Annotated in this window: 26 protein-coding genes and 2 pseudogenes; 21 read left to right on the top strand and 7 right to left on the bottom strand. The window is 56.9% G+C overall.

Annotation, left to right across the window (positions count from 1 at the left end; translation table 11 throughout):
* Positions 1–83 precede the first annotated feature (83 nt).
* From add to ACSBQQ_RS06570, 3 genes are all read left to right on the top strand, one after another.
* Positions 84–1139 carry an adenosine deaminase gene (add, locus tag ACSBQQ_RS06580; RefSeq protein ID WP_039566242.1) on the top strand — a complete coding sequence of 352 codons (1056 nt, stop codon included), beginning with the start codon at positions 84–86 and terminating at the stop codon, positions 1137–1139.
* Complete coding sequence (locus ACSBQQ_RS06575; RefSeq protein WP_072269921.1) at positions 1136–2101, top strand: nucleoside hydrolase; 966 nt, start codon at positions 1136–1138, stop codon at positions 2099–2101. The genes add and ACSBQQ_RS06575 overlap by 4 nt, the downstream gene beginning before the upstream one ends.
* A 271-nt stretch (positions 2102–2372) precedes the next feature.
* On the top strand, positions 2373–2783 hold the full coding sequence (locus ACSBQQ_RS06570; protein WP_050498673.1) for a GNAT family N-acetyltransferase: 411 nt from the start codon (positions 2373–2375) through the stop codon (positions 2781–2783).
* Positions 2784–2904: 121 nt separating this feature from the next.
* Here the strand turns inward: ACSBQQ_RS06570 and ACSBQQ_RS06565 are convergent, their stop codons facing one another.
* Positions 2905–4074 carry a cupin domain-containing protein gene (locus tag ACSBQQ_RS06565; RefSeq protein ID WP_039566237.1) on the bottom strand — a complete coding sequence of 390 codons (1170 nt, stop codon included), beginning with the start codon at positions 4072–4074 and terminating at the stop codon, positions 2905–2907.
* A gap of 288 nt (positions 4075–4362) precedes the next feature.
* The gene (locus tag ACSBQQ_RS06560; RefSeq protein ID WP_049211855.1) at positions 4363–5274 is read right to left on the bottom strand and encodes a LysR family transcriptional regulator; all 912 of its coding nucleotides are present in this window, start codon (positions 5272–5274) and stop codon (positions 4363–4365) included.
* Positions 5275–5377: 103 nt separating this feature from the next.
* Here ACSBQQ_RS06560 and ACSBQQ_RS06555 point away from each other — a divergent pair, with 103 nt between their 5' ends.
* Positions 5378–5944: a chromate transporter gene (locus tag ACSBQQ_RS06555; RefSeq protein WP_033634481.1), complete on the top strand. Its 567-nt coding sequence runs from the start codon at positions 5378–5380 to the stop codon at positions 5942–5944.
* Positions 5941–6462, top strand: coding sequence for a chromate transporter (locus ACSBQQ_RS06550; protein ID WP_033655286.1), 522 nt, complete (start codon positions 5941–5943; stop codon positions 6460–6462). The genes ACSBQQ_RS06555 and ACSBQQ_RS06550 overlap by 4 nt, the downstream gene beginning before the upstream one ends.
* Positions 6463–6466: 4 nt before the next feature.
* On the opposite strand, the gene ACSBQQ_RS06545 is transcribed toward ACSBQQ_RS06550, so the two are convergent.
* The gene (locus ACSBQQ_RS06545) at positions 6467–6820 is read right to left on the bottom strand and encodes an AprI/Inh family metalloprotease inhibitor (protein WP_049211891.1); all 354 of its coding nucleotides are present in this window, start codon (positions 6818–6820) and stop codon (positions 6467–6469) included.
* Between the two features lie 411 nt (positions 6821–7231).
* Between ACSBQQ_RS06545 and ACSBQQ_RS06540 the strand changes: the two genes are divergently transcribed.
* Positions 7232–8848 (top strand): serralysin family metalloprotease, encoded by a 1617-nt coding sequence (locus ACSBQQ_RS06540; protein WP_060428123.1) that lies wholly within the window; start codon positions 7232–7234, stop codon positions 8846–8848.
* A 43-nt stretch (positions 8849–8891) separates the two neighbouring features.
* Here the strand turns inward: ACSBQQ_RS06540 and ACSBQQ_RS06535 are convergent, their stop codons facing one another.
* Both ACSBQQ_RS06535 and ACSBQQ_RS06530 read right to left on the bottom strand, forming a co-directional pair.
* The gene (locus ACSBQQ_RS06535; protein ID WP_060428121.1) at positions 8892–9542 is read right to left on the bottom strand and encodes a dihydrofolate reductase family protein; all 651 of its coding nucleotides are present in this window, start codon (positions 9540–9542) and stop codon (positions 8892–8894) included.
* A 69-nt stretch (positions 9543–9611) separates the two neighbouring features.
* Positions 9612–10613 (bottom strand): alpha/beta fold hydrolase, encoded by a 1002-nt coding sequence (locus ACSBQQ_RS06530; protein WP_060428118.1) that lies wholly within the window; start codon positions 10611–10613, stop codon positions 9612–9614.
* A 234-nt stretch (positions 10614–10847) separates the two neighbouring features.
* Here ACSBQQ_RS06530 and ACSBQQ_RS06525 point away from each other — a divergent pair, with 234 nt between their 5' ends.
* The 12 genes and pseudogenes from ACSBQQ_RS06525 to ACSBQQ_RS06470 all read left to right on the top strand — a co-directional run bounded on the left by ACSBQQ_RS06525 (position 10848) and on the right by ACSBQQ_RS06470 (position 21017).
* The gene (locus ACSBQQ_RS06525; RefSeq protein ID WP_060428116.1) at positions 10848–11279 is read left to right on the top strand and encodes a DcrB-related protein; all 432 of its coding nucleotides are present in this window, start codon (positions 10848–10850) and stop codon (positions 11277–11279) included.
* Between the two features lie 31 nt (positions 11280–11310).
* Positions 11311–15483, top strand: coding sequence for an RHS repeat-associated core domain-containing protein (locus ACSBQQ_RS06520; protein ID WP_230201440.1), 4173 nt, complete (start codon positions 11311–11313; stop codon positions 15481–15483).
* 4 nt (positions 15484–15487) lie between these two features.
* Positions 15488–15814: a hypothetical protein gene (locus ACSBQQ_RS06515; protein ID WP_072269922.1), complete on the top strand. Its 327-nt coding sequence runs from the start codon at positions 15488–15490 to the stop codon at positions 15812–15814.
* A 491-nt stretch (positions 15815–16305) separates the two neighbouring features.
* Positions 16306–16725, top strand: a complete 420-nt coding sequence (locus ACSBQQ_RS06510) for a hypothetical protein (protein ID WP_060428115.1) — start codon at positions 16306–16308, stop codon at positions 16723–16725.
* Between the two features lie 275 nt (positions 16726–17000).
* Positions 17001–17156 (top strand): annotated as a pseudogene (locus ACSBQQ_RS06505) (RHS repeat-associated core domain-containing protein); the annotation flags it as partial.
* Complete coding sequence (locus ACSBQQ_RS06500; RefSeq protein WP_230201612.1) at positions 17130–17513, top strand: ribonuclease domain-containing protein; 384 nt, start codon at positions 17130–17132, stop codon at positions 17511–17513. The pseudogene ACSBQQ_RS06505 and the gene ACSBQQ_RS06500, both read left to right, overlap by 27 nt.
* A complete protein-coding gene (locus ACSBQQ_RS06495; protein WP_060428113.1) occupies positions 17510–17842 on the top strand; it encodes a barstar family protein in 333 nt (110 codons plus the stop codon). Before ACSBQQ_RS06500 ends, ACSBQQ_RS06495 begins: the two co-directional genes overlap by 4 nt.
* A 364-nt stretch (positions 17843–18206) precedes the next feature.
* Positions 18207–19389 (top strand): annotated as a pseudogene (locus ACSBQQ_RS06490) (RHS repeat-associated core domain-containing protein); the annotation flags it as partial.
* Between the two features lie 3 nt (positions 19390–19392).
* Positions 19393–19827 carry a hypothetical protein gene (locus ACSBQQ_RS06485; protein WP_072269923.1) on the top strand — a complete coding sequence of 145 codons (435 nt, stop codon included), beginning with the start codon at positions 19393–19395 and terminating at the stop codon, positions 19825–19827.
* Between the two features lie 52 nt (positions 19828–19879).
* A complete protein-coding gene (locus tag ACSBQQ_RS06480; protein WP_049199484.1) occupies positions 19880–20218 on the top strand; it encodes a hypothetical protein in 339 nt (112 codons plus the stop codon).
* The gene (locus ACSBQQ_RS06475) at positions 20205–20543 is read left to right on the top strand and encodes a hypothetical protein (protein ID WP_060428107.1); all 339 of its coding nucleotides are present in this window, start codon (positions 20205–20207) and stop codon (positions 20541–20543) included. Before ACSBQQ_RS06480 ends, ACSBQQ_RS06475 begins: the two co-directional genes overlap by 14 nt.
* A gap of 21 nt (positions 20544–20564) precedes the next feature.
* Positions 20565–21017: a hypothetical protein gene (locus ACSBQQ_RS06470; RefSeq protein WP_154632415.1), complete on the top strand. Its 453-nt coding sequence runs from the start codon at positions 20565–20567 to the stop codon at positions 21015–21017.
* A gap of 129 nt (positions 21018–21146) precedes the next feature.
* Here the strand turns inward: ACSBQQ_RS06470 and ACSBQQ_RS06465 are convergent, their stop codons facing one another.
* Both ACSBQQ_RS06465 and ACSBQQ_RS06460 read right to left on the bottom strand, forming a co-directional pair.
* Entirely contained in the window at positions 21147–22043 is an 897-nt protein-coding gene (locus ACSBQQ_RS06465; RefSeq protein ID WP_039566209.1) for a PhzF family phenazine biosynthesis protein, read from the bottom strand.
* Positions 22044–22097: 54 nt separating this feature from the next.
* Positions 22098–23015, bottom strand: coding sequence for a DMT family transporter (locus ACSBQQ_RS06460; RefSeq protein ID WP_043147447.1), 918 nt, complete (start codon positions 23013–23015; stop codon positions 22098–22100).
* Between the two features lie 181 nt (positions 23016–23196).
* Here ACSBQQ_RS06460 and ACSBQQ_RS06455 point away from each other — a divergent pair, with 181 nt between their 5' ends.
* The 3 genes from ACSBQQ_RS06455 to ACSBQQ_RS06445 all read left to right on the top strand — a co-directional run bounded on the left by ACSBQQ_RS06455 (position 23197) and on the right by ACSBQQ_RS06445 (position 25280).
* Positions 23197–24066 carry a helix-turn-helix domain-containing protein gene (locus tag ACSBQQ_RS06455; protein ID WP_033634491.1) on the top strand — a complete coding sequence of 290 codons (870 nt, stop codon included), beginning with the start codon at positions 23197–23199 and terminating at the stop codon, positions 24064–24066.
* Positions 24067–24083: 17 nt separating this feature from the next.
* Positions 24084–24518, top strand: coding sequence for a glyoxalase/bleomycin resistance/dioxygenase family protein (locus ACSBQQ_RS06450; RefSeq protein WP_049212371.1), 435 nt, complete (start codon positions 24084–24086; stop codon positions 24516–24518).
* Between the two features lie 309 nt (positions 24519–24827).
* Positions 24828–25280, top strand: a complete 453-nt coding sequence (locus tag ACSBQQ_RS06445; protein WP_204275775.1) for a MoaF-related domain-containing protein — start codon at positions 24828–24830, stop codon at positions 25278–25280.

Here is a 25280-nt window from a genome sequence, read left to right as displayed (position 1 = left end):
GAGGCCTTCGCACCCATGCCGTCACTCACGGTGCGCGAAAACGTGCTCGTTGGCCTGCATAAATAACCCTTGGGAGCCATTTTATGGAATGGAATGTAAACCAAACCACGCTCTCTCGAGCGCAGATGGTTTCCCTGCCGAAGGCGGAAGTGCATGTGCATCTGGAGGGCTGCTTTGAGCCGGAACAGCTCTCGGCCTGGGCGTTATCCTCGGGGATACCGATGCCCAGAAAGCAGGACGAGCTGCTGAATTTTAACGGGCTTGCCGACTTTCTCGATTTCCTCGATTGGTCCTGCAGCCTGGTGAGCAGCCGTGAACGCCTGGCGCAGTTAAGCTACTCCTATGCACAACGGCTGTCGCGGGATGGTGGGCTGTACGCCGATCTGATTTTCAACCCGACCCATTGGAAAGCGTGGCGCGGCAGGCTCGGTGACATGATCGACGCGATTGACGCCGGTTTGCGCGCGGCCGAAGAAGATGGATTGGCGTCCGTTGGGCTGTGCGTCAGTTTGCTCTGCCGGCAAACCGCCGCCGAGGCGAGTGAGCTGGTGGATTTTTTAACCGCGCTGCGGCACCCCAGAGTGGTCGCGCTGTCCGTCGATGGCAATGAGGCCGTCACCAAAGGCAGCGGTGCGCGTTTCGCGCAGGCTTTCGCCCAGGCGGGCAGGGCCGGGTTGAAGCGAACCGTGCATGCCGGGGAGTCCAGCGGCGCAGAGGGCGTGCGCGACGCCATCTTGCTGCTCGGGGCCGACCGCATCGATCACGGCGTTCGGGCGATAGACGACCCGGCCGTCGTGGAACTGTTGGCTGAACGGCGTATCCCCATCGGCGTATGCCTGACCTCGAACATCAAACTGGGCGTCTATCCCGGCTACGCGGAGCATCCGCTGCGCCGGCTGCGGGATGCCGGGGTCATCGCGACCATCAATACCGACGACCCGGTCTTATTGCACACCACGTTGGTGGATGAATATCTGATCTGTCAGAGCGAATTTGCATTTTCCACCCAGGATATCGTCGATGTGGCCCTGAATGCTTTTGCCGCCAGTTTCGCCGGCGACGAGGCAAAAAAGGAGTATCGAAAGAAAATGGCCCCTTGGGTTGCTTCTCTTAATACAGAAAATGGAGACAAGCGGTGAGCGAGAAGAAAATAAAATTATATTTTGATTGCGATACCGGCATCGATGATGCGATGGCGCTGGGCTATTTGCTCGCAGAAAGCGACAAGGTGGATATTCTGGCGATCGGCACGGTTTGCGGCAACGTCGCCGCCGATGCCGGGGCCAGAAATACGCTGGAGCTTGCCCGCCTGGCCGGTTTTCCCGCGATCCCCGTCGCCGTGGGGGAACGGGATTACCTGCGCCAGGCGTATCTTTGCGATGTGCAGCATATACACGGTGACAACGGCATCGGCGACATCGAGCTGGAAGCCTCACACGCCAAGCTGGCGCCGCTGTCGGCCCCCGACCTGTTGGTTGAGCTGGCCAGAGCGCACCCGGGGGAGCTGGACATCTTGGCGACCGGCCCGCTGACCAACATCGCCAAAGCCTTGCAGCTTGAGCCCGCGTTAGGGGAGCTTATCGGCACGCTGACGATCATGGGCGGTGCGGCACTGGCGCCCGGCAACCGAACGCCCGTTGCGGAGGCGAATATTGCCTGCGATCCGGAGGCGGCGGCCATGGTGTTTAAGGCGATGAAGAATATCGTGATGGTGCCGCTTGATGTCACCATGTCGCATACTTTTGAAGAGGCGGATCGGCTCAAACTGCTGTCGGCCGAGAGCCGGTTTGCGCAGGCGATAGGGCAAATGCTGGAGCGGTATATCCAGTTTTATATCAATACCTACGGCCGCAAAGCCTGCGCGCTGCACGATCCGGTGGCTGCGGTGTTGGCGGTGCAGGGCATCGGCGCCTGCCTTGCACCTAACGTGAAGGTGACGATCGATGATTCTGACGGGCCAGGCCGCGGGCAAACTCTGTGCGATATGCGGGGACGATATAGGAACTATCCGCCGCAGCCCGATGCCAACTGCCATGTGGTATTAAGCACCGAGCTTAATATGTCGGAGTTGCTGCTCGCGAAGCTGCTGTCGTTGGCGTAATTCGTCTCTATCGACAACGTCTGAGTGTATAAGAGGCCTTTCCGGAGGCCTCTGAATGAGCACTGAAGAAGGGGGAAAGAGATCGGGCTGGATTTATCGATCCGCAGGCGTGCGAATCCAAATCGATAGATGTGTTTGCTGTTTGTTTAGCGAATATTGAGTACAGTGTTTCCCCTGTGCAGCCTGATTATTGATGCGTTTTGCCGAATTCAGCCGGGCCATAAAATATTAACCAATCCTCCTTTTTTATTTTATATATGCGGAACACGTTGTGGAAAATGAAAATTTAACGTTGCATTATGACAATGATGCACGCTCCTTTCTGGAGGGCCAGCTCGATAGATTTAATTCAAAGTTCATGGGGTTAAATGCTCACGAGTATGATGTTTATTATAAAGACGGCGATGAGAAAATAATCGCGGGACTTTATGCAGAGTCTTACGGGGCCGTTTTTTACATCCATTATCTTTGGATTGATGAAGCGCAGCGCGGCCGGCGTTTAGGCCACCGTCTGCTGGAAGCCGCAGAGGCTCATGCCAGACAGTTGGGATGCGTCAGCGTCGCCGTGGACACGTTTAGCTTTCAGGCGCCCAATTTCTACCTGAAACAGGGTTTTCAAATGATTGGCGAGTTGGATTGCGGCAATGAAATAACACGCTCCTATCTGAACAAACAACTGTAATATCTGTTTTTTATAAAAGGAATTCGGTTAACTCACTGAGATCAATGTATTGTTCTTAATATGAAATATGACGCTTTGGCCGATGTGACGGAGGCGAGGGAGTCTCTCCCTCGCCGTGGCGTCAGCGGCTGCGGCGCGACATCACCCGTTTGTCTTTCGGTCTATCCTGCCAGTCCTCAATCTGATTATTGAAGTTGTCCGCCAGCAGGTAGGCCGGGGTTTTCGCCAGCCAGTCGGATAGCGAAATGTCCTGATAAATGCCGTTGTCCATCACGATCAATACCTTCAAATCCTCATCGCCGATGTTCTCGATGTAATGGCCGAAGCCCTGCGGCACGTAACCGACGTCCGAAGGGGCGTACTCTTCCGTCTGCGCGTGGCCGTGTGAGCTGAACACCGTCATCCGGCCTTTGCCGGCAATATAGTATTGCCATTCGTTGGCATTGGGGTGCCAGTGCAATTCCCGGATCGCGCCGGGTTTCACGATCTCGATGATGCCGGTCATGGTGGTGGAGATGGGAAATTCTTTCGATGACACCAAATGGACGCTGCCGGCGTCATTTTCAAAGAACGGTTTTTGCTTCATTAATTCATAGCGGTGGGTCAGCGGGGTGTTATTTAATCCGCCGTCGTTTTTCGGCAATGGCAAGGTGGGCGGAACGGCGCCGTCGACAATATAAGCCTCGCCCTGTTTGGCCTTGGAAAATACCGCCGCCGGCATGTTGACGCTTTTTTCCAATACCTCTTTCGGCATATGCGCCACCCAATCGGTAATGCTGAAGGTGCCGAACTCGGAGAAATGGCCGTTATCGAACGCCAGAATAAAATGCGCGCCATCTGCCAGCGCCTGAATGGAATGGCCATAGCCTTTCGGGAAATACCACACGTCACCGGGGCCGAAATCCGCCACTTCGCATTTGCCCTCGGGATCGAGGATGGTGATACGCGCATGGCCTTCCAGCATAAACGCCCATTCGGCGGCGATGGCGTGCCAGTGCAGCTCGCGCACGCCGCCCGGCTCCAGCGTCATGTCCACGCCCGCCACGCCTTCGGAGATCGGGAATTGCTCGACGGTGGCTTCGCGCGCCCAGCCGCTGGGCAGGCTGCGCTTCTTGCTGTCGGTGAATTTGTATTTATAGAGATGCTGCGCATCGGCAGGCGGCTGATAGCTGCTGGGGGGGACGATATTGCGATGATCGTCGGCAGCGGCATTTTTTACGATGCCGCCGATCATGCCGGCGGCGGCCGCGCTGACGGCGGAGACTTTCAATATATCACGACGCGATAGCATAGCATTTTCTCCAATATAAAACCGCGCGTCTGAATAGGCAGGCGCAGGGAAGGCAAAATTGCTCTTGAAAGGTGTTTTGTCATCGGCGGGAATAGGCTGTGACCCTTAAATCCTAGCGGCTGGAATGTATTGGGTAGGCGTTTATTTGTTTGCGTTTGTTACTAAGTGAGTGCAGGTTTAATTAATTTATCTGAAGTTGAATAGTCATTAAGTGGAATTAAATTTAGTCGCCGAATAGTTTAAATCAATAATAAACGAACTTCATTTATTATTGGCCGTTCGGGCTTTTTAAGACTGCGCCACGGTCTCCAACACCAGCTGACGAAAGCGCTCGACGATCGGCGAAGCCGGGCTGCGGCGCAGCGCCAGGTAAAGTGGGGCGCTGAGCTGCGCCTCTTCGGCGAGGGTGCGGTAGACGATGCCGTCGCCGCCCAGCCGCCGCATCGAGCCGGGCACCACTGACAGCCCCAGTCCGGCGCCGACCAGGCTGAGGGTGGCCGGCAGGCGCGGCGCTTCCTGCACGATGCGCGGGCTGAAACCGGCGCGGTGGCAGGCGGCCAGGATGGCGTCGTACAGCCCCTGGCCGGCCGGGCGGCGATAGAGAATAAATGCCTCGTGGGCCAGTTCGGCCAACGGCAGCGGCTGCTGCGTTTCTTGCGCCAGCCGGTGGCCCAGCGGCAGGGCGACGATCATCGGCTCGCTGAGCACCGGCTCGACGCTCAGGCCGGGAATGCCGTTGGCCGGCGAGCGCACGAAGGCGGCGTCGAGGCGCTGTTCCAGCAACGCCTCCATCAGTTCGCCGCTGCCGGCTTCTTCCAGTTGAGTGGTGATGCCCGGCAGGATGTCGCGGTAGCGGCGCAGCAGGTTGGGCACGAACGGGTGCAGCGCGGCGGAACTGGTGAAACCGATGGCGATGTGGCCCTGCTCGCCGCGGGCGGCGCGCTGCACCGCTTCGCGCAGGCGTTCGGCGCGCGCCAGCAGGGCGCGGGCCTCTTCGAACAGCACGCCGCCGGCTTCGGTGACGCGCACGCCGCGCGGCAGGCGCTGCAACAAGGTGACGCCCAGCTCATCTTCCAGCCCCTGCAGCAGGCGGGTCAGCGGCGGCTGCTGGATAAACAGCCGCTCGGCGGCGCGGGTGATGTTGCCTTCTTCCACCACGGTGACGAACGCCCGCAGGCGACGCAGTTCGATCATAGCCATACCTCAAAGGTATCTTTGGTTGTTCCGGAATGCATTAGACATCATGGCACGGCGGCGCGCATGATACCAGACATCAAAACAAGCGATGTGGAACGGCAATGTCATGTCAGATATCAATACGTTAAAACCGCACCCGGCGGCAGCGCCGGGCAACGCGGAGCTGTTTGTGGGCTTTCTGTGGCTGGGGCTGATCGGCTTCGGCGGCGTGCTGCCGTTGGCGCGCAGCATGCTGGTAGAGCGCCGGCGCTGGTTGAGCGGCGAACAGTTCACCGAGCTGCTGGGGCTGTGCCAGTTCCTGCCCGGCGGCAACGTCATCAACCTGTCGGTGGCGGTGGGCATGGAATTTCGCGGGTTGCGCGGCGCGCTGTGCGCCTTGCTGGGCCTCATCAGCGCGCCGACGGCGATCGTGGTGGGGTTGGGCGTGGTCTACGCCCGCTTCCAAAACGATCCGCACGTGCAGCATGTGTTCGCCGGGCTGGCCGCCGCCGCTGCCGGGCTGCTGCTGTCGACCGGGATCAAGATGCTGCTGCCGCTGCGCGGTAAATGGCCGGCGCTGGCGATCGTCGCGCTGGCCTTGATCGCCATCGCCTGGCTGCGCCTGCCGCTGCTGCCGACCATGCTGGTGCTGGCGCCGCTGAGCATTCTGCTGATGTGGCGGTGGCCGTCATGAGCGGGGTTTTAATTGCGCTGGCGCTGATCTTTACCGAGCTCTCGCTGCTGGCGTTTGGCGGCGGTATGACCATTCTGCCGGAGATGCAGCGGCAGGTGGTGGAGGTGCATCGGTGGATGAGCGCCCAGGAGTTCAGCGCGCTGTTCGCCATGGCGCAGGCCGCGCCGGGGCCGAACATGATGATCGTGCCGCTGGTCGGCTGGCACGTGGCCGGTTGGGCGGGGCTGCTGGTTTCTTCGGTCGCCAAGTTCGGGCCGTCTTCTATCGTTACGTTGCTGGTGATGGGCGCCTGGCGGCGCTTTAAGGATCGCCCGTGGCGCCGCATCGTGCAGGCCGGTCTGGTGCCGCTGACCGTGGGGCTGGTGGCGGCCAGCGGCATCTTGATCGCCGAGGCTTCTGCGCCCAGCTGGCGGCTGGCGGCGATCGTGGCGCTGGCGACGGGATTGAGCATGAGCAAGCGCCTCCATCCGCTGTGGGTGCTGGCGGGCGGCGCGCTGCTCGGGTTGCTGTTCGCCTGAGGGATTAGCGCGGGATCAGCATAAAGCGTGAAGGGCCGTTGCGATCGATCAGCTCATAGCGCTTCGGCGCGGTCAGGGCCAGAAACGCCACCATGCCGCCTTCGGCGTCGGTCAGCGTCATGCCGTCCGGCGTCGGCCGCCAGGCGACCGGCAACGTTTGCAGCGCCAGCGGCTGCAGGCACTGGGCGGAGGAGCTGAAGCGGAAGGCGTTGGTGTTGGCCACCGCTTCGTCGCTCAGCTGCACCTCGCAGACGGCTTTACCGTCGCCGATGGCGGCGAGCTGCCAGTCGCCCTTCAGCGCGGCGGGTTCCAGCAATGGCAGTGAACTGCCCAGGGCACTGCTGCACAATACGCTCATAACGACTCCCGTCAGGCTGGCGCGGCGCAAGGCGCGCATAAGAAAAAAGGTTGGCATCGGGTCACTCCTTTCGGCTGTCCGTTCACACTTTAGCACGTACCCACCTTGATGATGAGGGAAGGATTAGGTTTTTTAATCCTCGATTATTCTGATCTAACCGGCGATAAAATGCGCAAAAAGACGAATGATTACCCCGTTAATGCACTTATTTTTCTCATTAATATAGTGAGAATACAAATTGTTACGAGTATCTCCATTTCAATGCCCGGCACGGTGAAGCCAGGCGGGATGGGCTCGCGCCGCCGGGGTGAGTCACTATACTGGTCATTCCTAAGCCTTGGCTTAGATTAGAACGACTGATGAATAGTCTTACAAAGCGAGTGGGTTCCTATTGTGTAAAAGGAGAATGCAATGCGCCGTAGCCACAATGACATTTTGCAAGATGATGATGAGTTCACCAGCCTGGCCGCCACATCCCCCAACGATCATAACTATCAATTTTACTATCACCAGCCCGGCAGCCCCTATGACGGATTGGGCTACGGCGCGCTGTTTACGCTGGACAACGCCAACCTCTACAGTAACCAGCGCGGCGGGGCAGCCATCAACAACCTGGGTAAAATCCGCGATAACTTCAGCTTCGATCGCGCCGCCGATCAGCTGACGCGGCCGGGCCTGACGCACAACGGCGATCAGGTGTATCACCAGCCGGTGGCGCTGACCTATTCCTTCCTGACGCAGAGCGCGCTGAACCGCATCGGCCAGACCGGCGACGGCGACAAGGGGCTGCAGCCGCTGACCCAGGCGGCGCAGGCGCAGGCGCTGAAATCGATGCAGGCCTGGGCCGACGTGGCGAACGTGACCTTTACCGAAACGGCGTCCACCGATATCAATCATCGCGCGGACATCACCTTCGCCTACTTCACCCAGCGCGCCGACGGCAGCACCGCAGCCGGCAGCGGCCCGAATGCCATTAATGCTTACGCCTATTACCCGCCGAGCTCCAAACCGGGCAGTGATAACGCCTTTGCGGGCACGGTGTGGTTCAACAAGAACTTCGCCACCCATCAGGCGCCGGTTAGCGGCGACTTCAGCAGTCAGACCTTCACCCACGAGCTGGGGCATGCCCTGGGGCTGGCGCACCCGGGATCTTATGACGCCTCGTTGGGCAACCCGAGCTACCAGAACGACGCGGCTTACTATCAGGATTCGCTGCAATACTCGATCATGAGCTATTTCAACGCCGGTTACACCGGCGCCGACACCAAAGGGGTGTACGGCTATGGCCCGATGGTGGATGACATCGCCGCGATCCAAAAATTGTACGGCGCCAACATGAACACCCGCACCGGCGACACGGTGTACGGCTTTAACTCCAACACCGGGCGCGATTTCCTGACCGCCACGGCGGACAACGGCAAACCGGTCAACTTCGCGGTGTGGGACGCCGGCGGCAACGACACGCTGGACTTCTCCGGCTACAGCCAGCAGCAGATGATCAACCTGAACGACGGCGCGTTCTCCAGCGTCGGCGGCGGCACGCAGAACGTCGCCATCGCGCGCGGGGCGATCATTGAGAACGCCATCGGCGGCAGCGGGCGCGATGTGATCATCGGCAACGATCAGGACAACCTGCTGGCGGGCAACGCCGGTTCCGACATCCTGTACGGCGGCCTGGGGGCGGATCATCTGTGGGGCGGCAAAGACGCCAACAACTTCACCGACTATTTCGTCTATCTCAATGCCAAAGAGTCCTCGGTGGCGGCGTTCGACGTGATTGAAGACTTCGAGCACGGCATCGACAAGATCGATCTCTCCGGCCTGCGCTTCAACAACAGCCTGAGCGAGCTGCGCTTTATCGACAGCGGCAGCGCCTTCAGCGGCCAGAAAGGCGAGATCCAGCTCAACTTCGACGCCTTCAACGGCACCACCGATCTGTTGATGAACACCCAAAGCAACAGCTATGCCGCCGACTTCAAGATCCACGTGGTCGGGCAGGTAGAGCAGAGCGATATTCTGTTTGCCTGAGGGCGATGCAGGGGAAAGAGAAAAGGGCCGAACGGCCCTTTTTTTACGGCTGGGCCACCGCCGCGCTTTCCGCCACGAAGGAGCCGGTTGCCACCGCGCCGGCGCGGCGGTAGTGGGCCACGATCACGCCGCCGGGCGAGACCACCGATTGGGCCAGCGTGAAGGCCGCCGGCGCCGCGTTGTCATCAAACAGCCGTTTGCCGCCGCCGAGCAGCACCGGGTAGGTGAGCAGGCGCAGTTCGTCCACCAGATCGTTGGCCAGCAGCTGTTGCATCAGCGTGCTGCTGCCCTGCACCAGCAGCACCGGCCCCTGCGCGCGTTTCAGCTCGCGCAGCCGGGCGAGGATATCCCGCCCCAGCCACTGGCTGTTCTGCCACGCCAGCGTCTCGCCGTGGTGGGTGGCGACGTACTTGGTGGCCTGATTGAACACGCGGGCGATATCGGCGGAAAACGGATCGGCCTCGTCGGTGATCTGCGGCCAGTAGCCGGCGAAAATGTCGTAGGTACGCCGCCCCAGCAGCAGATCGAACGGCGCGGAGAAAAGATCGCCCATCGTTTCCGCAATGGCGTCATCCCAGTAGGGGGCTGTCCAGCCGCCGAAGCGAAAGCCGCCGCTGCGGTCTTCGTCCTGCCCGCCGGGCGCCTGCATCACGCCGTCGAGGCTGACGAAGGCGCTGGCAATAATCTGTCGCATGGCTGTCTCCTGCCGTTGAGTGCCAGCTGAAAGTTTAGCCGCCGCGCGGCGGCTGCGCCAACCGGCCGCTCAGGGCTGCAGCGCCTTGAGCAACGCCTGATGGAAACGCTCCGGCTCCTCCATTTGCGGCGCGTGGCCCAGCCCGGCGAACTCGATCAGCGTGGCGTGCGGGATCAGCTTCGCCGCCTGTTTGCCTAACACGTCATAATGCCCAATCCTGGCCTTGACCGCCGGCGGGGCGATATCGCTGCCGATGGCGGTAGTGTCGGCGGTACCGATCATCAGCGTGGTGGGGGTTTGCAGATCCTTGAACTCGTAGTACACCGGCTGGGTGAAGATCATGTCGTAGATCAGCGCCGAGTTCCATGCCACCAGGCGATGGCCCGGCCCGTTGTTCAGCCCGGCCAGCATATCCACCCAGCGATCGTACTCCGGCTTCCAGCGGCCGCCGTAGTAGGTGCGCTGCTCATAGTTGCGGATGCCCTCGGCGGAGGTGTTCAGTTCGCGCTCGAACCATTGATCGACGCTGCGCCACGGCACGCCTTTGGCCTTCCAGTCCTCGAGGCCGATCGGGTTGACCATGACCAATTGCTCCACTGCCTGCGGATACATCAGGCTGTAGCGCGTGGCCAGCATGCCGCCGGTGGAGTGGCCGATGACGATGGCCCGGCTGATTTTCAGGTTCTGCAGCAGGCCGTGGGTGTTTTGCGCCAGCTGTTGGAAGCTGTACTGGTAATGCGCCGGCTTGGTGGAGGAGCAAAAGCCGATTTGATCCGGCGCGATGACGCGGTAACCGGCCTTGCTCAGCGCCTTGATGGTGTCCTGCCAGGTGGCGGCGCAGAAGTTTTTACCGTGCAGCAACAGCGCGGTGCGGCCGTTGGCGGCACCTTCCGGCGGCACGTCCATATAGCCCATTTTTAACGGCTGGCCCTGCGAGGTGAAGCTGAACTGCTGCAACGGGTAAGGGTAGTGAAAGCCCTGCAGCTCCGGGCCGAACTTCGGCGTTTCGGCGGCGGCGGGGAACGCGGCCAGCGTGGCGCACAGCAGCGCGCGACGGGTGAATCTCAGCATCCTGATCTCCTGAAAAACGGACGATAGCCGAGTATAGCCACAATCAGGGCGTCGGCGCGCCAGCAGTTTCAGATAATTCTGTAATGTTACGGCCCGATCCCAGGCAAGGTTCCGGCCACGGCCTTGTACACAGTGAACGCGGTCACGCCGCGCAATATTGGCGGAGCCTGAAGGTTTTATTTCAAGGCTAAGTTATGCGATGCTTAAGCATTATTTATGCAAAAGGATCCTCGCATGTCCGCTTTATCCCGCTGCGCTTTCAGCGAAGGCAGCGTCGCTTTGCCGGAAGGCTATGCCGATCGCACCGTCAACGTGCTGTTGGCCGGCGATGATGTTTCCCCCTCAATCAATATTTCCCGCGATGCGCTGCAGCCGGCGGAGAACCTGGAAGGCTACGTCACCCGCCAGCTCGAGGCGCTGGCGCAGGGGCTGAAAGGCTGGGCATTCAAAAGCCGCGAGCCGGCGACGCTGGGCGATGGATTAACCGCCGGTGAATGGGTGTGCGCCAGCTACCTGCGCGACGGCAAGCGCATCTGGCAAAACCAGGCGGTGTTCGCGCTGGCGGAGGGTCGGGTGCTGGTCTTCACCCTGGCGATGGCGCGCAAGCTGACGCCGCAAGATGACGCCCTGCTGCAGCAGGTGCTGAGCAGCTACCGGGCGGCCTAACGATGAACTCTTTGCGTAAAAGGACCTTACGATGACCGAAGCGGCTCGCGTCGGCGATACCATCGGGCATTCCCATGCCCTGGCCGGCATGATTGCCGGCACGATTGTCGGCGGCCTGATCGCCGCCGCAGGCGCGGTGGCGGCGGGTGCGCTGTTCGTCGCCGGCCTGGCGGCTTCCTGTATCGGCGTCGGCGTGCTGCTCATCGGCGCCAGTCTGGCGGTGGGGTATCTCACCGGGGAGGCGGCCACCGCGGCGCGCGACGGCATTGCCGACGCCGGTGCCGGTAGCCTGACCCCCAAAGGCAATATCGTCACCGGCTCCCCCAACGTCTTCATCAACGGCAAACCCGCCGCGCTCGCCACCAACAGCCAGGTGGCCTGCAGCGACGACGGCCCGAGCATGCAGATGGCGCAGGGCTCCGACAAGGTCAGCATCAACGGCCAGCCCGCCTCGCGCGTGGGGGACAAAACCAACTGCGACGCGCAGGTGATGGAAGGTTCGCCCAACGTGTTTATCGGCGGCGGCACCGTCACCACCTTGCCGATCAAGCCCGAAGTGCCGGATTGGCTGTACAAGGTCTCTGACCTGACGCTGCTGTTCGCCGGCCTGGTGGGCGGCGTGGGCGGCGCCGCCGGCAAGCTGGGGGCGCTGGGCAAACTGCTGGGCAAGCTGCCCGGCATCAACAAACTGGCGCGCATCGCCTGCCGCGCCGGCACCCTGATGACCGCCACCGCCGCCGTCGGCATTATCGCCCGGCCGGTGGATATCGTCAGCGGCCAGAAATTCCTCGACGGCGAAGACGATCTCGATTTCGTGCTGCCTTCGCGCCTGCCGGTCGCCTGGCAGCGCTATTGGCGCAGCGGCAACCCCGGCGACGGTGTACTGGGCCGCGGCTGGAACCTATTCTGGGAGAGCAGCCTGCAGCCGTATCAGGACGGCCTGGTGTGGCGCGCGCCTTCCGGTGACTTCGTCGCTTTCCCCAGGGTGCCGCGCGGCCACAAAACCTACTGCGAAGCCGAAAAATGCTGGCTGATGCACAACGACGACGGCAGCTGGCAGCTGTTTGACGTCGGCGAACAGATTTTCCACTACCCGCCGCTGGCGGGCGATCAGCCGAGCCGGCTCAGTATGATCACCGACGCCATCGGCAACGCCACCTCGCTGTTTTACGACGACGAGGGGCTGCTGAGCGAACTGGTGGACAGCGCCGGGCAGCGCCTGATGTGCCGTTATGCGCAGGGCCGCCTGCGCGAAGTGGCGCTGCAAACCGCCGAAGGCGAACGGACGCTGGCGCGCTACGGTTACGATGAGCAGGGCCAACTGACGACGGTGAGCAACCGCGCCGCTGAGGTAACGCGCCGCTTCGGCTGGCGCGACGGCCTGATGATCAGCCACCAGGACGCCGCCGGGCTGCTGAACGAATACCAATGGCAAGAGATTGACGGCGTGCCGCGCGTGACGGCCTACCGCAACAGCGCCGGAGAATCGCTGGAGTTCGGTTATGACTTCGCCGGTGGGCGCCGCAGCGCGGTGCGCGGCGACGGCAAGCGCGCGGAGTGGCGGCTGGATGACGATGACAACGTGGCGCAGTACACCGACTTCGACCAGCGCCGCTACGGTTTTATCTACCAACGCGGCGAACTGTGCAGCGTGCTGCTGCCCGGCGGCGCGCAGCGCCAGAGTGAATGGGATCCTTACGGCCGCCTGCTGTCGGAGACCGATCCGCTCGGCCGCGTGACGCGCTATCAATATTCGCGCAACAGCGGCCGGCTGTTCGCCGTCGCGTACTCGGACGGCAGCAGCGAGGCGCAGCATTGGGACACGCTGGGGCGCCCGACGCGCTATGTCGATGCCCTGGGCAATGCCACGCTGTACCGCTATCCGGATGACGAAGAGAGCCTGCCCGCTAGTGTGATCGACGCGCTGCGCGGGGAGGTGAAGCTGGAGTGGGACGCCCGCGGCCAGCTGACGCGCTACACCGACTGTTCCGGCAGCGTGACGGCTTATACCTACGATGCGCTGGGGCAACTGACGGCGCAGACCGATGCCGAAGGCCACCAGACGCGCTACCGGTGGGATAACGGCGGGCGCCTGCACACCCTGATCCACCCGGACGGCGGCGAAGAGCGCTTTAACTGGAATGCGCACGGCCAGCTGGCAGAACATCAGGACGCGCTGGGCAGCCTGACCCGCTGGCAGTACAACGCCCTGGGGCTGCCGGTCAGCATCACCGACCGCATTAACCGCACCCGACGCTATCACTACAGCCCGCAGGGCTGGCTGACGCGGCTGGAGAACGGCAACGGCGGCGAATACCGCTTCAGCTACGATGCGGTGGGCCGCGTGCTGGCCGAAGAGCGCCCGGACGACACCCGCCACTATTATCGCTACGGCGCAGCCGGGCTGCTGGAGGAGCACCGAGAGGTCGGCCTGCCTGGCAGCGCGGGTGAGCTGACGCAGCGCGAACAGCGCTTCCGCTTCGACGAGGCTGGGCAGCTGGTCTGGCGCGGCAACGCCAGCGCGGAATGGCATTACCGTTTCGACGCCATGGGGCGGCTGCGCGAGCTGAACCGCCTGCCGACGGCGAGCGGCGCGGCGCTGGGCATCGAGCCGGACAGCGTGCAGATGCGCTATGACGCCGCCGGGCGGCTGCTCGGTGAGCAGGGCGTGAATGGCGAGCTGCAATACCAGTGGGATGCGCTGGCCAACCTGCAGGCGCTGACGCTGCCGCAGGGCGATCGCCTGCAGTGGCTGTATTACGGCTCCGGCCACGCCAGCGCCATCAAATTCAACCAGCAGGTGGTGAGCGAATTCACCCGCGATCGCCTGCACCGGGAAACCGGCCGCAGCCAGGGCGCGCTGCAGCAGCAGCGGCGTTACGACGCCATGGGGCGCCGCAGCTGGCAAAGCAGCGCCTTCGGCCACGACAAACTGACCCGGCCGGAAGACGGCGTGCTGTGGCGCGCTTATCGCTATACCGGCCGCGGCGAGCTGGCCGGAGTGAGCGACGCGCTGCGCGGCGAAGTGCACTACGGTTACGACGCCGAAGGCCGCCTGCTGCAACACCGCGAGCCCAATCAGGGCAAACCGGGCGCGCGGCTGGTGTACGATCTGGCGGATAACCTGCTGGGCGAACGCAGCCCGCAGAGCGACATCGACGCGCACCTGCCGCTGGCGCCGATCGCCGATAACCGGCTGACGCACTGGCAAAAACTGTTTTACCGTTACGACGCCTGGGGCAACCTGATCAGCCGGCGCAACGGCCTGTACGAACAGCACTACCGCTACGACGCCGACAACCGACTGGTGCAGGCGCACGGCCGCGGCCCGCAGGGCGAGTTCGAGGCGCAGTACCATTACGACGCGCTGGGCCGCCGCAGCCGCAAGGCGGTGCGCTACAAGGGCAAAACCGAACAGACGACCCGTTTCCTGTGGCAGGGCTACCGGTTGCTGCAGGAGCAGCGCGACGACGGCAGCCGCCGCAGCTGGAGCTACGATCCGGCCAGCCCGTGGAGCCCACTGGCGGCGCTGGAGCAGGCGGGCGACAGCCGCTCGGCAGATATTTACTGGTATCACACCGATCTGAACAGCGCGCCGCTGGAAGTGACCGACGCGGCGGGCAACCTGTGCTGGTCCGGGCAATACGACACCTTCGGCAAGCTGCAGGGCCAGACGGTGGCCGGCGCGGCGAAGCGGCAGGGCGCGCAGTATCAGCAGCCGCTGCGCTACGCCGGGCAATATCAGGACGACGAAAGCGGCCTGCACTACAACCTGTTCCGCTACTACGAACCCGAGGTGGGGCGTTTTACCACGCAGGATCCGATAGGGTTACGCGGCGGGTTGAACCTTTATCAGTATGCGCCGAACCCGCTGATGTGGGTGGATCCGTTTGGGCTTGATGTTATACGTTTACGGCATTACACAAGTAATCAAGGTTTTGCAGCAATAAAAGAAAGTATGAAGATACTTGCAGGTGATCAAAATGCTGTATTTGCAGTTAGAGCAAAAGGAAAGCCATTAAGCATGGCTGATGCAGCAGATAAATTTAAAATAAAGCAAAACCACGCTAGAAATTACATCGATTTTGATATAGATAAAAAACGAGTAGAGTTTAGAAAAAATGATTTAGGCGTTGAAGAATATAAGATAAAAGGCGATATTGAATTAGATGCGAAAACAACTAAATTTAATAAGAGATGCTAGAATTATGAGAGAGAATAACTCAGGAAGTACTAATGATCTAAAAGAGATTTTAATATCTTTGGAAGAGATTGTTACTGTTATAGATAAAATAGGCTCTGGGTTCGATAAAAGCGGAAAAACGGCATCGGCATTGTTGCTTTTCTTTAATCAATGTGATGTGTTAGACAAATTATCCAGAACAAGAAAGTATTTATATCAGGAGTTAGAAAATCGATTGTCTCCTGAAGAGTATGATGAGTGGATAGAAAAAGATTTTCCCACATGGAAACCGCCATATGAGAAAACTGAAGAGGAAATATTGGGGATGTTAAATTCAATGAGGCCAAAATAAATTTTTATATAACATCAAAAAATTGATAAAATTCGGAAGGGTTGCTCGATCCTTCCGGTTGTTTTTATCCGTTATTAGATGGGATTTATAATCGTTACTTGTCGGTACGCAAGTATATTCCATTGCTGTAGCTGTTTTATCACCTTGCCGGACATCACATTGATCGCCAGCGATTGGTCGACCAAGTCGTTTTGCGTCAGCTAATCCTCAGCCAGATACAATTAGCCGTCATCTCGTTCTCTGATGGTTGGGCAGTCAGCGTGCCGTGAATTTAGCAAGAGTGCCGAGTTTTACAATAATTAAAACAATGAGTTAGTATGTTTTTGTGGTGCCGTTATACTCTAGCTGAAGGCAAAAGACGCACGTCAGAGCGGCTGTATTTTGAGTATGTTAAAAGAGTAACGGGTAATAGCCGGGAAGCCAGCAACGGTGCGGGCGGTTGCGTGCTATGAGAAAGGCCGACCAAGGAATAAAAGTGATAGGTGCTTCTAATGAGAATAAAGCTGATTACTGATGCAAAAGCTAGTTTAAAAAAAATTGGTGTCTCAGTAAAAGACACGGATTTTTCTCTGGTTAATGTGTTCTCAAGCGACGAATATGAGCTATACATAAAAAAGTTATGGGAAACAATAAATAGCTTTAAGGTTAAAATGATTGTATTCCTTGATGATGACTATTATGTGGATAACGTAAGTGACAAAATAAAAAGTATAAAAAGAGCTGTGGGTAAAAACGGTTTGATGGAACTAAAGAAAAATGTAATTAAAAAAGAAGATATTATTTTTAATAATAGAAACTATTTTATTGATATGGTTGAGGTTAGTGATGATGTGAGCCTTCTAACTGTGAGGGGATTTATAAAGCAATATATAGTGGTGGTGGGGTTTATTTATTCTTGCAGGCGGATTTAGTTTGTGAGGATGATTCACTGTTAGGGTTGATAAATTCGTATGATGATGAGTGTAGTATTTCTTGTAAATTACACTTTGGCGAAACTCTGACATCAGAGAGATACTTCATTCTAACAGCAGTGAGTGAAGATAATAATTCTCACTTATTGAGTGGAGTTGCAAGGTTTACAGGTGAAGAGGTTGATAAACTCATTGAAAAAACATCCCACCATTACCCAATGGTATTTGAAAAGCAAATATTAAAGTTTGAAACTCGCTCGCTGAGATAGGAATAGGACGACGAAAGCGGCCTACACTACAACCTATTCCGTTACTACGAACCCGAGGTGGGGCGTTTCACCACGCAGGATCCAATAGGGTTGCGCGGCGGGTTGAGCCTTTATCAGTATGCGCCGAACCCGCTGATGTGGGTGGATCCGTTTGGGTTGACATGTAGCCATTCTGCTAAAAATCCTAAGCAGGCTCACGCTGCTATAAAGGATAAATGGGGACACGATATTACCCCTAAAGAAATCAAGGAGTTACATAAAACAGTAGACAATATCAAATTGAATAGGCCAGCTTATGCAAGGAATGGTATTGAATTTGAAAATAGTTATCGTATATCACCGAATAGCCAACGACTAGATACAGGTAGTGGGCCATATAGAGAATGGACAGTTAAGACCCCTGGTGTTGGTAATCGAGGTACAAGACGTATTGTTTTTGATAAAACGACAGGGAAAGCTTACTACAGTCATGATCATTATGATTCCTTTATAGAAATAGATCTTTCAGGGTGGAAATGATGAAGTTTAAACGGGTGGTTGTTGATTTTTCAGAAATAAATACGGATGATGAATTTCATGATGAAATGAATAGGGTTTTTGGTTTTCCCGATTTTTATGGGAATAACTTTAACGCTTTGGTTGACTGTTTAAATAGTCTTAGATTTCCTGATGATGGGATGACTAGTATACACTTAGATAAGGATGAATATTTGCTGATGAAAATCAATGGAATACATTCATTGTCTGACGATATTAGATATAATTTTTTATTGGCGGTAGAGGCTATAAATAAGGGGGCTATCTCGTTTGGTGACGAAGCATTGATTCTATTGCTTTTGGTTAAATAAAAAATGTACTAAAAAGGTGCTCAACTTTGAATTAATGTGGCGCTTTTTTAATGATTAAAACAGAGCATTTTTTTAGGGTTGGATTGGCATATCAGACCATTGCGATTCTCTGTTTAGTCGCAATCGTATGCTCAATTTTCTCGGTTTTTCATGGGAGGCAATGAATTCAATAAAGCAAGGGAGGGCTAAGTGTTGTCTGTCGGTAGCTAATGAGTAACTTTTTTATAATGGTCTGCTTTCAGGTAACATCTAATTGATATGAAAAATTAAAATGTGAATAGATAATCTTCAGCTCTTTAAAAATAAAGAATCATAGAAAATTAATATTCCAAGTGTTTATTGTAGAGCATGCAATCTGTTGTAACACCGCGAGCCCAATCAGGGCAAACCGGGCGCGCGGCTGGTGTACGATCTGGCGGATAACCTGCTGGGCGAGCGCAGTCCGCAGAACGACATCGAAGCGCACCTGCCGCTGGCGCCGATCGCCGATAACCGGCTGACGCACTGGCAAAAACTGTTTTACCGTTACGACGCCTGGGGCAACCTGATCAGCCGGCGCAACGGCCTGTATGAACAGCACTACCGCTACGACGCCGACAACCGGCTGGTGCAGGCGCATGGCCGCGGCCCGCAGGGCGAATTCGAGGCGCAGTATCATTACGACGCGCTGGGCCGCCGCAGCCGCAAGGCGGTGCGCTACAAGGGCAAAACCGAACAGACGACCCGTTTCCTGTGGCAGGGTTACCGGTTGCTGCAGGAGCAGCGCCCGCCGCAGCTGGAGCTACGATCCGGCCAGCCCGTGGAGCCCACTGGCGGCGCTGGAGCAGGCGGGCGACAGCCGCTCGGCGGATATTTACTGGTATCACACCGATCTGAACAGCGCGCCGCTGGAGGTGACCGACGCGGCGGGCAACCTGTGCTGGTCCGGGCAATACGACACCTTCGGCAAGCTGCAGGGCCAGACGGTGGCCGGCGCGGCGAAGCGGCAGGGCGCGCAGTATCAGCAGCCGCTGCGCTACGCCGGGCAATATCAGGACGACGAAAGCGGCCTGCACTACAACCTGTTCCGCTACTACGAACCCGAGGTGGGGCGTTTCACCACGCAGGATCCGATAGGGTTACGCGGCGGGTTGAACCTGTATCAGTATGCGCCGAACCCGCTGATGTGGGTGGATCCGTTTGGGTTGAGTATTGAATGGGTTAATCCATCAGATATCAATTTCTCACAGAGAACAATATCTGCAAATGATTATGCCGAGATCATGAAAAAAGGAGAATGGGATTGGGGGCGTTCTCCTCTAAATGTATTAGAGGTTGATGGCCAATTAGTCACATATGATAATAGAAGGTTAGATGCTGCTTTGGAAGTAGGTGTAGAAAAAGTTGCTGTTCAACGAGTTGACCCTAATGCTGTTCATCCTTCATCTACGACAGGAAAAACATGGCAGCAAAAATTCCAAGAGCGTTTCAAAGACCGCAGAAATGTTAAAGCTGGCGGTGTGATTCCGGATAAAGGGCTCAATAGCCGACCTAAGAGGTGTCCATAAAAAATGAAGAATGTAATCACTAAACTGTGGAAAGCTGGTGAGTTACCGATTAAAAATGCTCTGTATTTTTCAGATGGTAGAGCTGAGTTGATCGATATCATATCCTACCCCACGCCTAAAGTATCTAAATCGGGATGTTTCGATTTTTGTGAGTTCTATGAAGAAAATAAAAATGAGGTTACTACTGTTGATGTAATAAAAAAAATTAATTTGAGTTGTGGTGGATACTTATGCTTAGGGGAGGGGAGTTATGGTTCAGAAGGTTTTATCGCTTATTTGGATCGCGAAGAAAAACTAGTTTGGGTTGTTTACTCGGAAAACTCCAACCCCTTCGTTTCTGCAACCATATTACATGATTCAACGGTTGCTATAGATTCAAGCGCTGGATTCCGACTGAAGGTCAATGTGCTAAAACCTGAGGAAATGGTGATAGTTTGATTGCTGAAGGTGCAGGCATTGAATGAGGAAATAAAGAACATGGAGGATTACCATGAGGTTTTTTATCGGTGATGACGGTTATCCATCTATAGAAGCCAATAGTGATTATAGAATACTAGCTGACTTTATAATGGATGATATCCAAAGAAGTTTTTATGGTGTCAATGAGTTTATTGAAGCCTGTAAACTTGTGAGGTCCGGAGTCCTGCCTTTTTGGGAGGAGACGGGAAACTCTCATACTATAACTATTAAACCTAATGGCGTGGAGATTTTTAATGAATACACCGAGGAGTCTATGACTGTTTCAAGTATAGATGAGTTTGAGGGGCGCCTTGAACAATGGAAGAGTTTATTTTTTAATATGGGTGATTTTTTAAATGAAACTAAATAAAGAAAATGAGAGAATAGTTCTATCTGGCCATGAAGCAATGGACATATTGTCTGAGGTTGAGTTTATTTTGATATCATTGCGGAACATTGCACGGCATTATTATACCGATGCAAGTGGGGAGGTAAGTCAGAAGGTGAGAAATGCATATTGTGAGGAAACTACGCAGTTTATTGATAAAAATAATGTTACTGGCCGCTTATCAAAAGTAAGAGGGGTTATTTCTGAAAAGTTTAGTTATGAATTAGGGCTGGATGATATGGATGATATAGAAAGGGAAATGGAGAAAATCATTTATTGGGAGAAACCGTTGACGAATGATGTTTAAATCTATTTGAGAAAATACTTTATGAAATTTATTGATGACAATATAATCAATGAGTGGGTTTCCCAGCATTATGCTACGATTAACCTTTCTCCATCTATGGCACTATTTGATAAATTATCCGCTCTTCCTTGGATAGCTGGGCATCTGGATTTTTCAAAATTAAATCACAGATTGATAAATGTGCAGGAGATGCTAGATAATGATGATGAAAATCAATGCGTTAGAATAAATGAGTGGTTAAAAGGCAGTACATTTGAAAAGTGTTCACACGTATTGTTTTGGTATGGAAAGGTTAACCCTTGTGTGATCTGTGAAACTAGCTTTGGGTTGAGTAACATTGATACTGCATATTGGGGTGTTCCTGGTTGGAACTACATATTTAGCTGTGATTTTGAAAGTAATGACGTTAAATTGAATTGTGATAATATTTTATCCTTTGATGGAGCTAATCAGTTGGTATTATTAATGCAATAATTTCAACAAAAACTCTTTAAAATTAACCCCCGCTAGCTGAACTTCTTTCAGCGAGAGATAATTACTGAGCCTCATTAGGGCAAGCCGAATAGACAGATAAAACCACTCCCTCCAACCTGTTACCCCAAACTAAATACCCAATGTGCCATCAATCAGGGTGCGGCACTGCCCGCCGATCCAGGGTTCGCCGTCAATAAAGCGCACGCTCACGCGGCCATCTCGATTCAGTTGGGTGCCCTGGCGCACCTGGTAACCCTGTGCGGTCTGGCTGCCGTCGGGAAAGTGGTTGGCCTTCAATAAGCGCGCCAGGCAGGCGTTGGCGCTGCCGGTCACCGGATCTTCAATCAAGGCGCCGCATTCCACCATAAACGCGCGCATTTCGTAATCGGCCGGTTCGGTTGCGGAGCAGGCGCCATAAATCACCACGCCATCCACATTGCAAGACGTTTGCAGGCGTTTAATCGTGGCCTGATCCGGCGTCACCGCCAGGCAGGATTGTGCGTCCGGCAGGCGCACCATCAGCCAGCGAATGCCCATCTCGGCAATCACCGGCAGAGGGCTTGCTGCCATCACCGCGGGCCGTAAAGCGGCCATCAGCCGTTCTGTTTCCTCAGCCGCCATTGGGCGGAGCTCAACTTCGGGCGCGGCGAACGCCAATGTACCTTCCTGCTGGATATCGACCGCCACCAGGCCGACGCCGCATTCCTGCATCACCATCCCAGGCCGTTTAGGCGTCAAACCGGCTTCCAGCAGGGCGTGGGCGGTGCCCAGCGTTGGGTGGCCGGCGAAGGGCAGCTCTTTTTCGGTGGTGAAAATGCGCACCTTATAATCCGCCGCCGGGTGCGTCGGTTTAAGCACAAAGGTGGTTTCCGAAAGGTTGGTCCAACGGGCCAATGCCAGCATTTGCGCGCTGCTCAGCCCCTCGGCCTCCAGCACCACCGCCACGGGGTTGCCCTGCAGCGGCGTACGGGTAAACACGTCCACCTGTTTGTAGGCGCGGGGTGTCACATCATCACTTCTGAGCATTTGCCATCATCCGTTATCAACAAAACCTGATGATAACGATATTCGCCAATGGCTTCAAAGGGTTGAGTTTTGTTTTGAGATACCTGGCCGTCGCCATTTCAGCCCCGGCTTGGCGAACATCACCAGGTTGCCCAGTAGGATCAGGCACAGGCCCAGCACGGCGTTGAAGTGCCACTGATAGCCTTCGTAGATCGTTGAGATGGTCAGCGCTACCAGCGGGAACAGCAGGGTGCTGTAAGCCGCCGCGCCGGCGCCGATGCGGCCGAGCAGGCTGAAGTAGGCGGCGAAGGCGATCACCGATCCGAAAATCGCCAGGTACAGCAGGGAGCCGATATAGTGGCTGCTGAATTCGATCTGGAACGATGCGCCCTGCGCCAAGGCGATCAGCGCCATCAGCAGCGCGCCGTAGGTCATGGCGTAGGTGTTGGTGGAAAAGATATCCAGCCCGCGGCGCTGATGGCGCGTGCTGATCATGTTGCCCAGCGAGAAGCCGTAGGTGCCGAGCGCGCTCAGGCCGATGCCTTTGAGCAGCTCCGGCGCCATGCGGGTGGCGGCCAGATCTTGCCAAAACAGCGCCACGATGCCGGTCAAACCCAGCAGCGCCGCCGGCAGCAGGTTGGGGCTGGGGCGCTGGCGGAAAAACAGCAGGCTGTTGAGGGCGTTGAACAACACCGCCATCGAGAAGATCACCGATTCCAGGCCGCTGCTGATGTAGGCCGCCGCGTGGTAGAAGCAGAAGAAGTTGAAGCCGAATACGCAGCAGCCCTGCAGCACGCAGAACAGATGATCGCGCGGGGCGAGGCGGCGCAGGCGGCGTGTTAGCAACAGCACGGCGAACATCACCGCGGCGGAAATGGCGAAGCGGTAAGCAATCGAGACGGGAATGGCCACCGGGCCTTCCTGTTGCAGGGTGATCGCAATCCAGGTGGTGCCCCAAATCAGCACTACGGCGAGGTACAACAGCGCATTCATTCTATTTGTTACTCCGAAAAAACCGATGGCGCAGTATCCGCTTTGGCGCGCGGCGGCGCTTGCAGCGCTTTGCGGCCAGTTGCATATTCTTGCGCTTTTTTTGCCAAAAGCGCGGGGCGGCGGCTGGTATGCGGCGGCGCCACTCTTTACACTGTCGGCATGTCGAACAACGGGGCCGGCGATGTCCAACTATCAGGCGTTTGAAACACTGCGTGAGCACAAGGCGCGGCTGCACGGCAGCGTGCTGCTGGGCACCGGCGTGGAGCTGGCCGCCTGGTCCAACTGCAACGATCGCGTCACGCAGGAAAGCGCCGACCACCATACCCTGAGCCTGTACGTCGCCGACGGCTATGAGTGCTACCAGCAGGTGCCGGGCGGCTGGCGCAACGGCGGCGGGCCGGATCGGTTCTGCATCATGCCGCGCCAATACGCCTCCACCTGGGACGTGCGCAGCGATCTGTCGTTCGTGCACCTGTATTGCACCGACGGGCATCTGCGGCAGCTGGCGGAGCAGACCTGGGATCGCAGCCCGGCGGCGATCAACGTAGAGCCGCGCAGCTTCGGCGAAGATCCGCAGATCACGCTGCTGTATCGCCAATTTTTGCTCAACTGCGACTGGCGGGACAGCGCCAATCTGCTGGCGCTCAGCAGCGCGTCGAACCTGCTGATGTCGCATCTGATCCAGCGTTACAGTCAGTTGCAGTGGAAGCTGCCGCAGGCGCGCGGCGGCCTGGCGCCTGCGGTGGCCAGGCGGGTGCGGGAATATATCGAAAACCACCTCGATCGGCCTTTGCTGTTGGCGGATCTGGCGGCGCAGGCCGGGTTGAGCGAATACCATTTCGCCCGCATGTTCAAGCACGCCACCGGGCTGGCGCCGCACCAGTTTGTGATGCGCGCACGGCTGCAGCGGGCGGAACGGCTGCTGCGGCACAGCCAACAGCCGATCACCGAGATCGCGCTGGCGTGCGGCTTCAGCTCCGCCAGCCACTTCAGCAACCGCTTCAAGGCGGCCTATGGATTTGCTCCGCTGCAGGTGCGGCAGGGGCGCTAACCGAAAGGGAGTGCAGCATGGATCAACAGTTTGCCGGGCTGGGCGTGTTGTTTGTCGCCGGATTCGGGCCCATCACGCGTGAGAGCGACGAGAGCAAGGCGTTTTATGTCGAGGCGCTGGGGCTGCCGCTCAAGCCGATGCCGGGCAACGAAACCTATCTGCTGTCGGAGCAAGGCGCGCTGGACGGCGTAAAGCATTTCGCCCTGTGGCCGCTGGCGCAGGCGGCGCAGTCCTGCTTTGGCGACGATCGCTGGCCGGCGGATCTCGCGCTGCCGCAGGCGTGGATCGAGTTCGACGTGGCCGACATGGCGGCCGCCACCCAGGGGCTGGTCGATCGCGGTTATCGGCTGTTGGTCGCCAACCGCGAAGAGCCGTGGGGGCAGAGCGTTACCCGTTTGCTCAGCCCGGAAGGGGTGCTGGTCGGCGTCACCCATACGCCCTGGCTGCGTTAAACGCGACGCCGTTCGCCACCGCCTTTCGGGGGGGGCGGCTTAAGAACAAATACGCATTAGCTTAAAGCGATCTGCGCTATAGACCCATCAAATCTCCGAGCAGTTTCCCTTCCTGAAAGCAGAAATTCCGTTCATTGCGTAAAAACCAATGGCCAGAATGCGCTATTGCCATGCCATTCCGCGGCGATTTTTCGCCGTCTTTTTTCGCCGCCAGGTGCCTGATAGGAATAGAGATTATTCTTATATTTCTGGCCATCGCCAAGTGATGATAATGATTCTCGTTTTCAACCACGGAAAGGAGAAGGAACGATGAAAACAGTGAAGAGAACGGGCATCGCGCTGGCGATAGCCCTGACTTTCCCCCTCGCATTACCCGCCGCTACGGCGGCGCAACCCTCCCTGACTAACAGTAAGGCGGCAACGATGACGGAAAAACACGGGCAGTTCATTGCGGTCGGTAAAGTGGTGCAGGTGACCTTCGGCGATTTCGCCTTCAAGCTGGATTTTACCGATGACAAGACCATGACGTTCACCGGTATCGGTGAGGCGTCGCAGGGCATCACCGACACCGTGCAGTACACCGCGGTGGAGATCCGGCCAAAGGTCTATATGGTCTATTGGCATGAGCCGCAGTCCGGCGACAACGTGACGCATATCGAGGACTTTGAGCGCGGCGAGGTGTACACCAACATCGCCGCCAAGGACGGTAGCTTCACCCATCTGAAAGGGCAGCTGAAAATCGTAGGTCACTCAGGAAAATAA

The organism is Serratia sp. G204Y, assembly GCF_051172435.1.
Lineage (GTDB): Bacteria > Pseudomonadota > Gammaproteobacteria > Enterobacterales > Enterobacteriaceae > Serratia > Serratia sarumanii.
The sequence above is the reverse complement of the archived record's forward strand: the minus strand, read 5'-3'. Positions and strand labels throughout refer to the sequence as shown.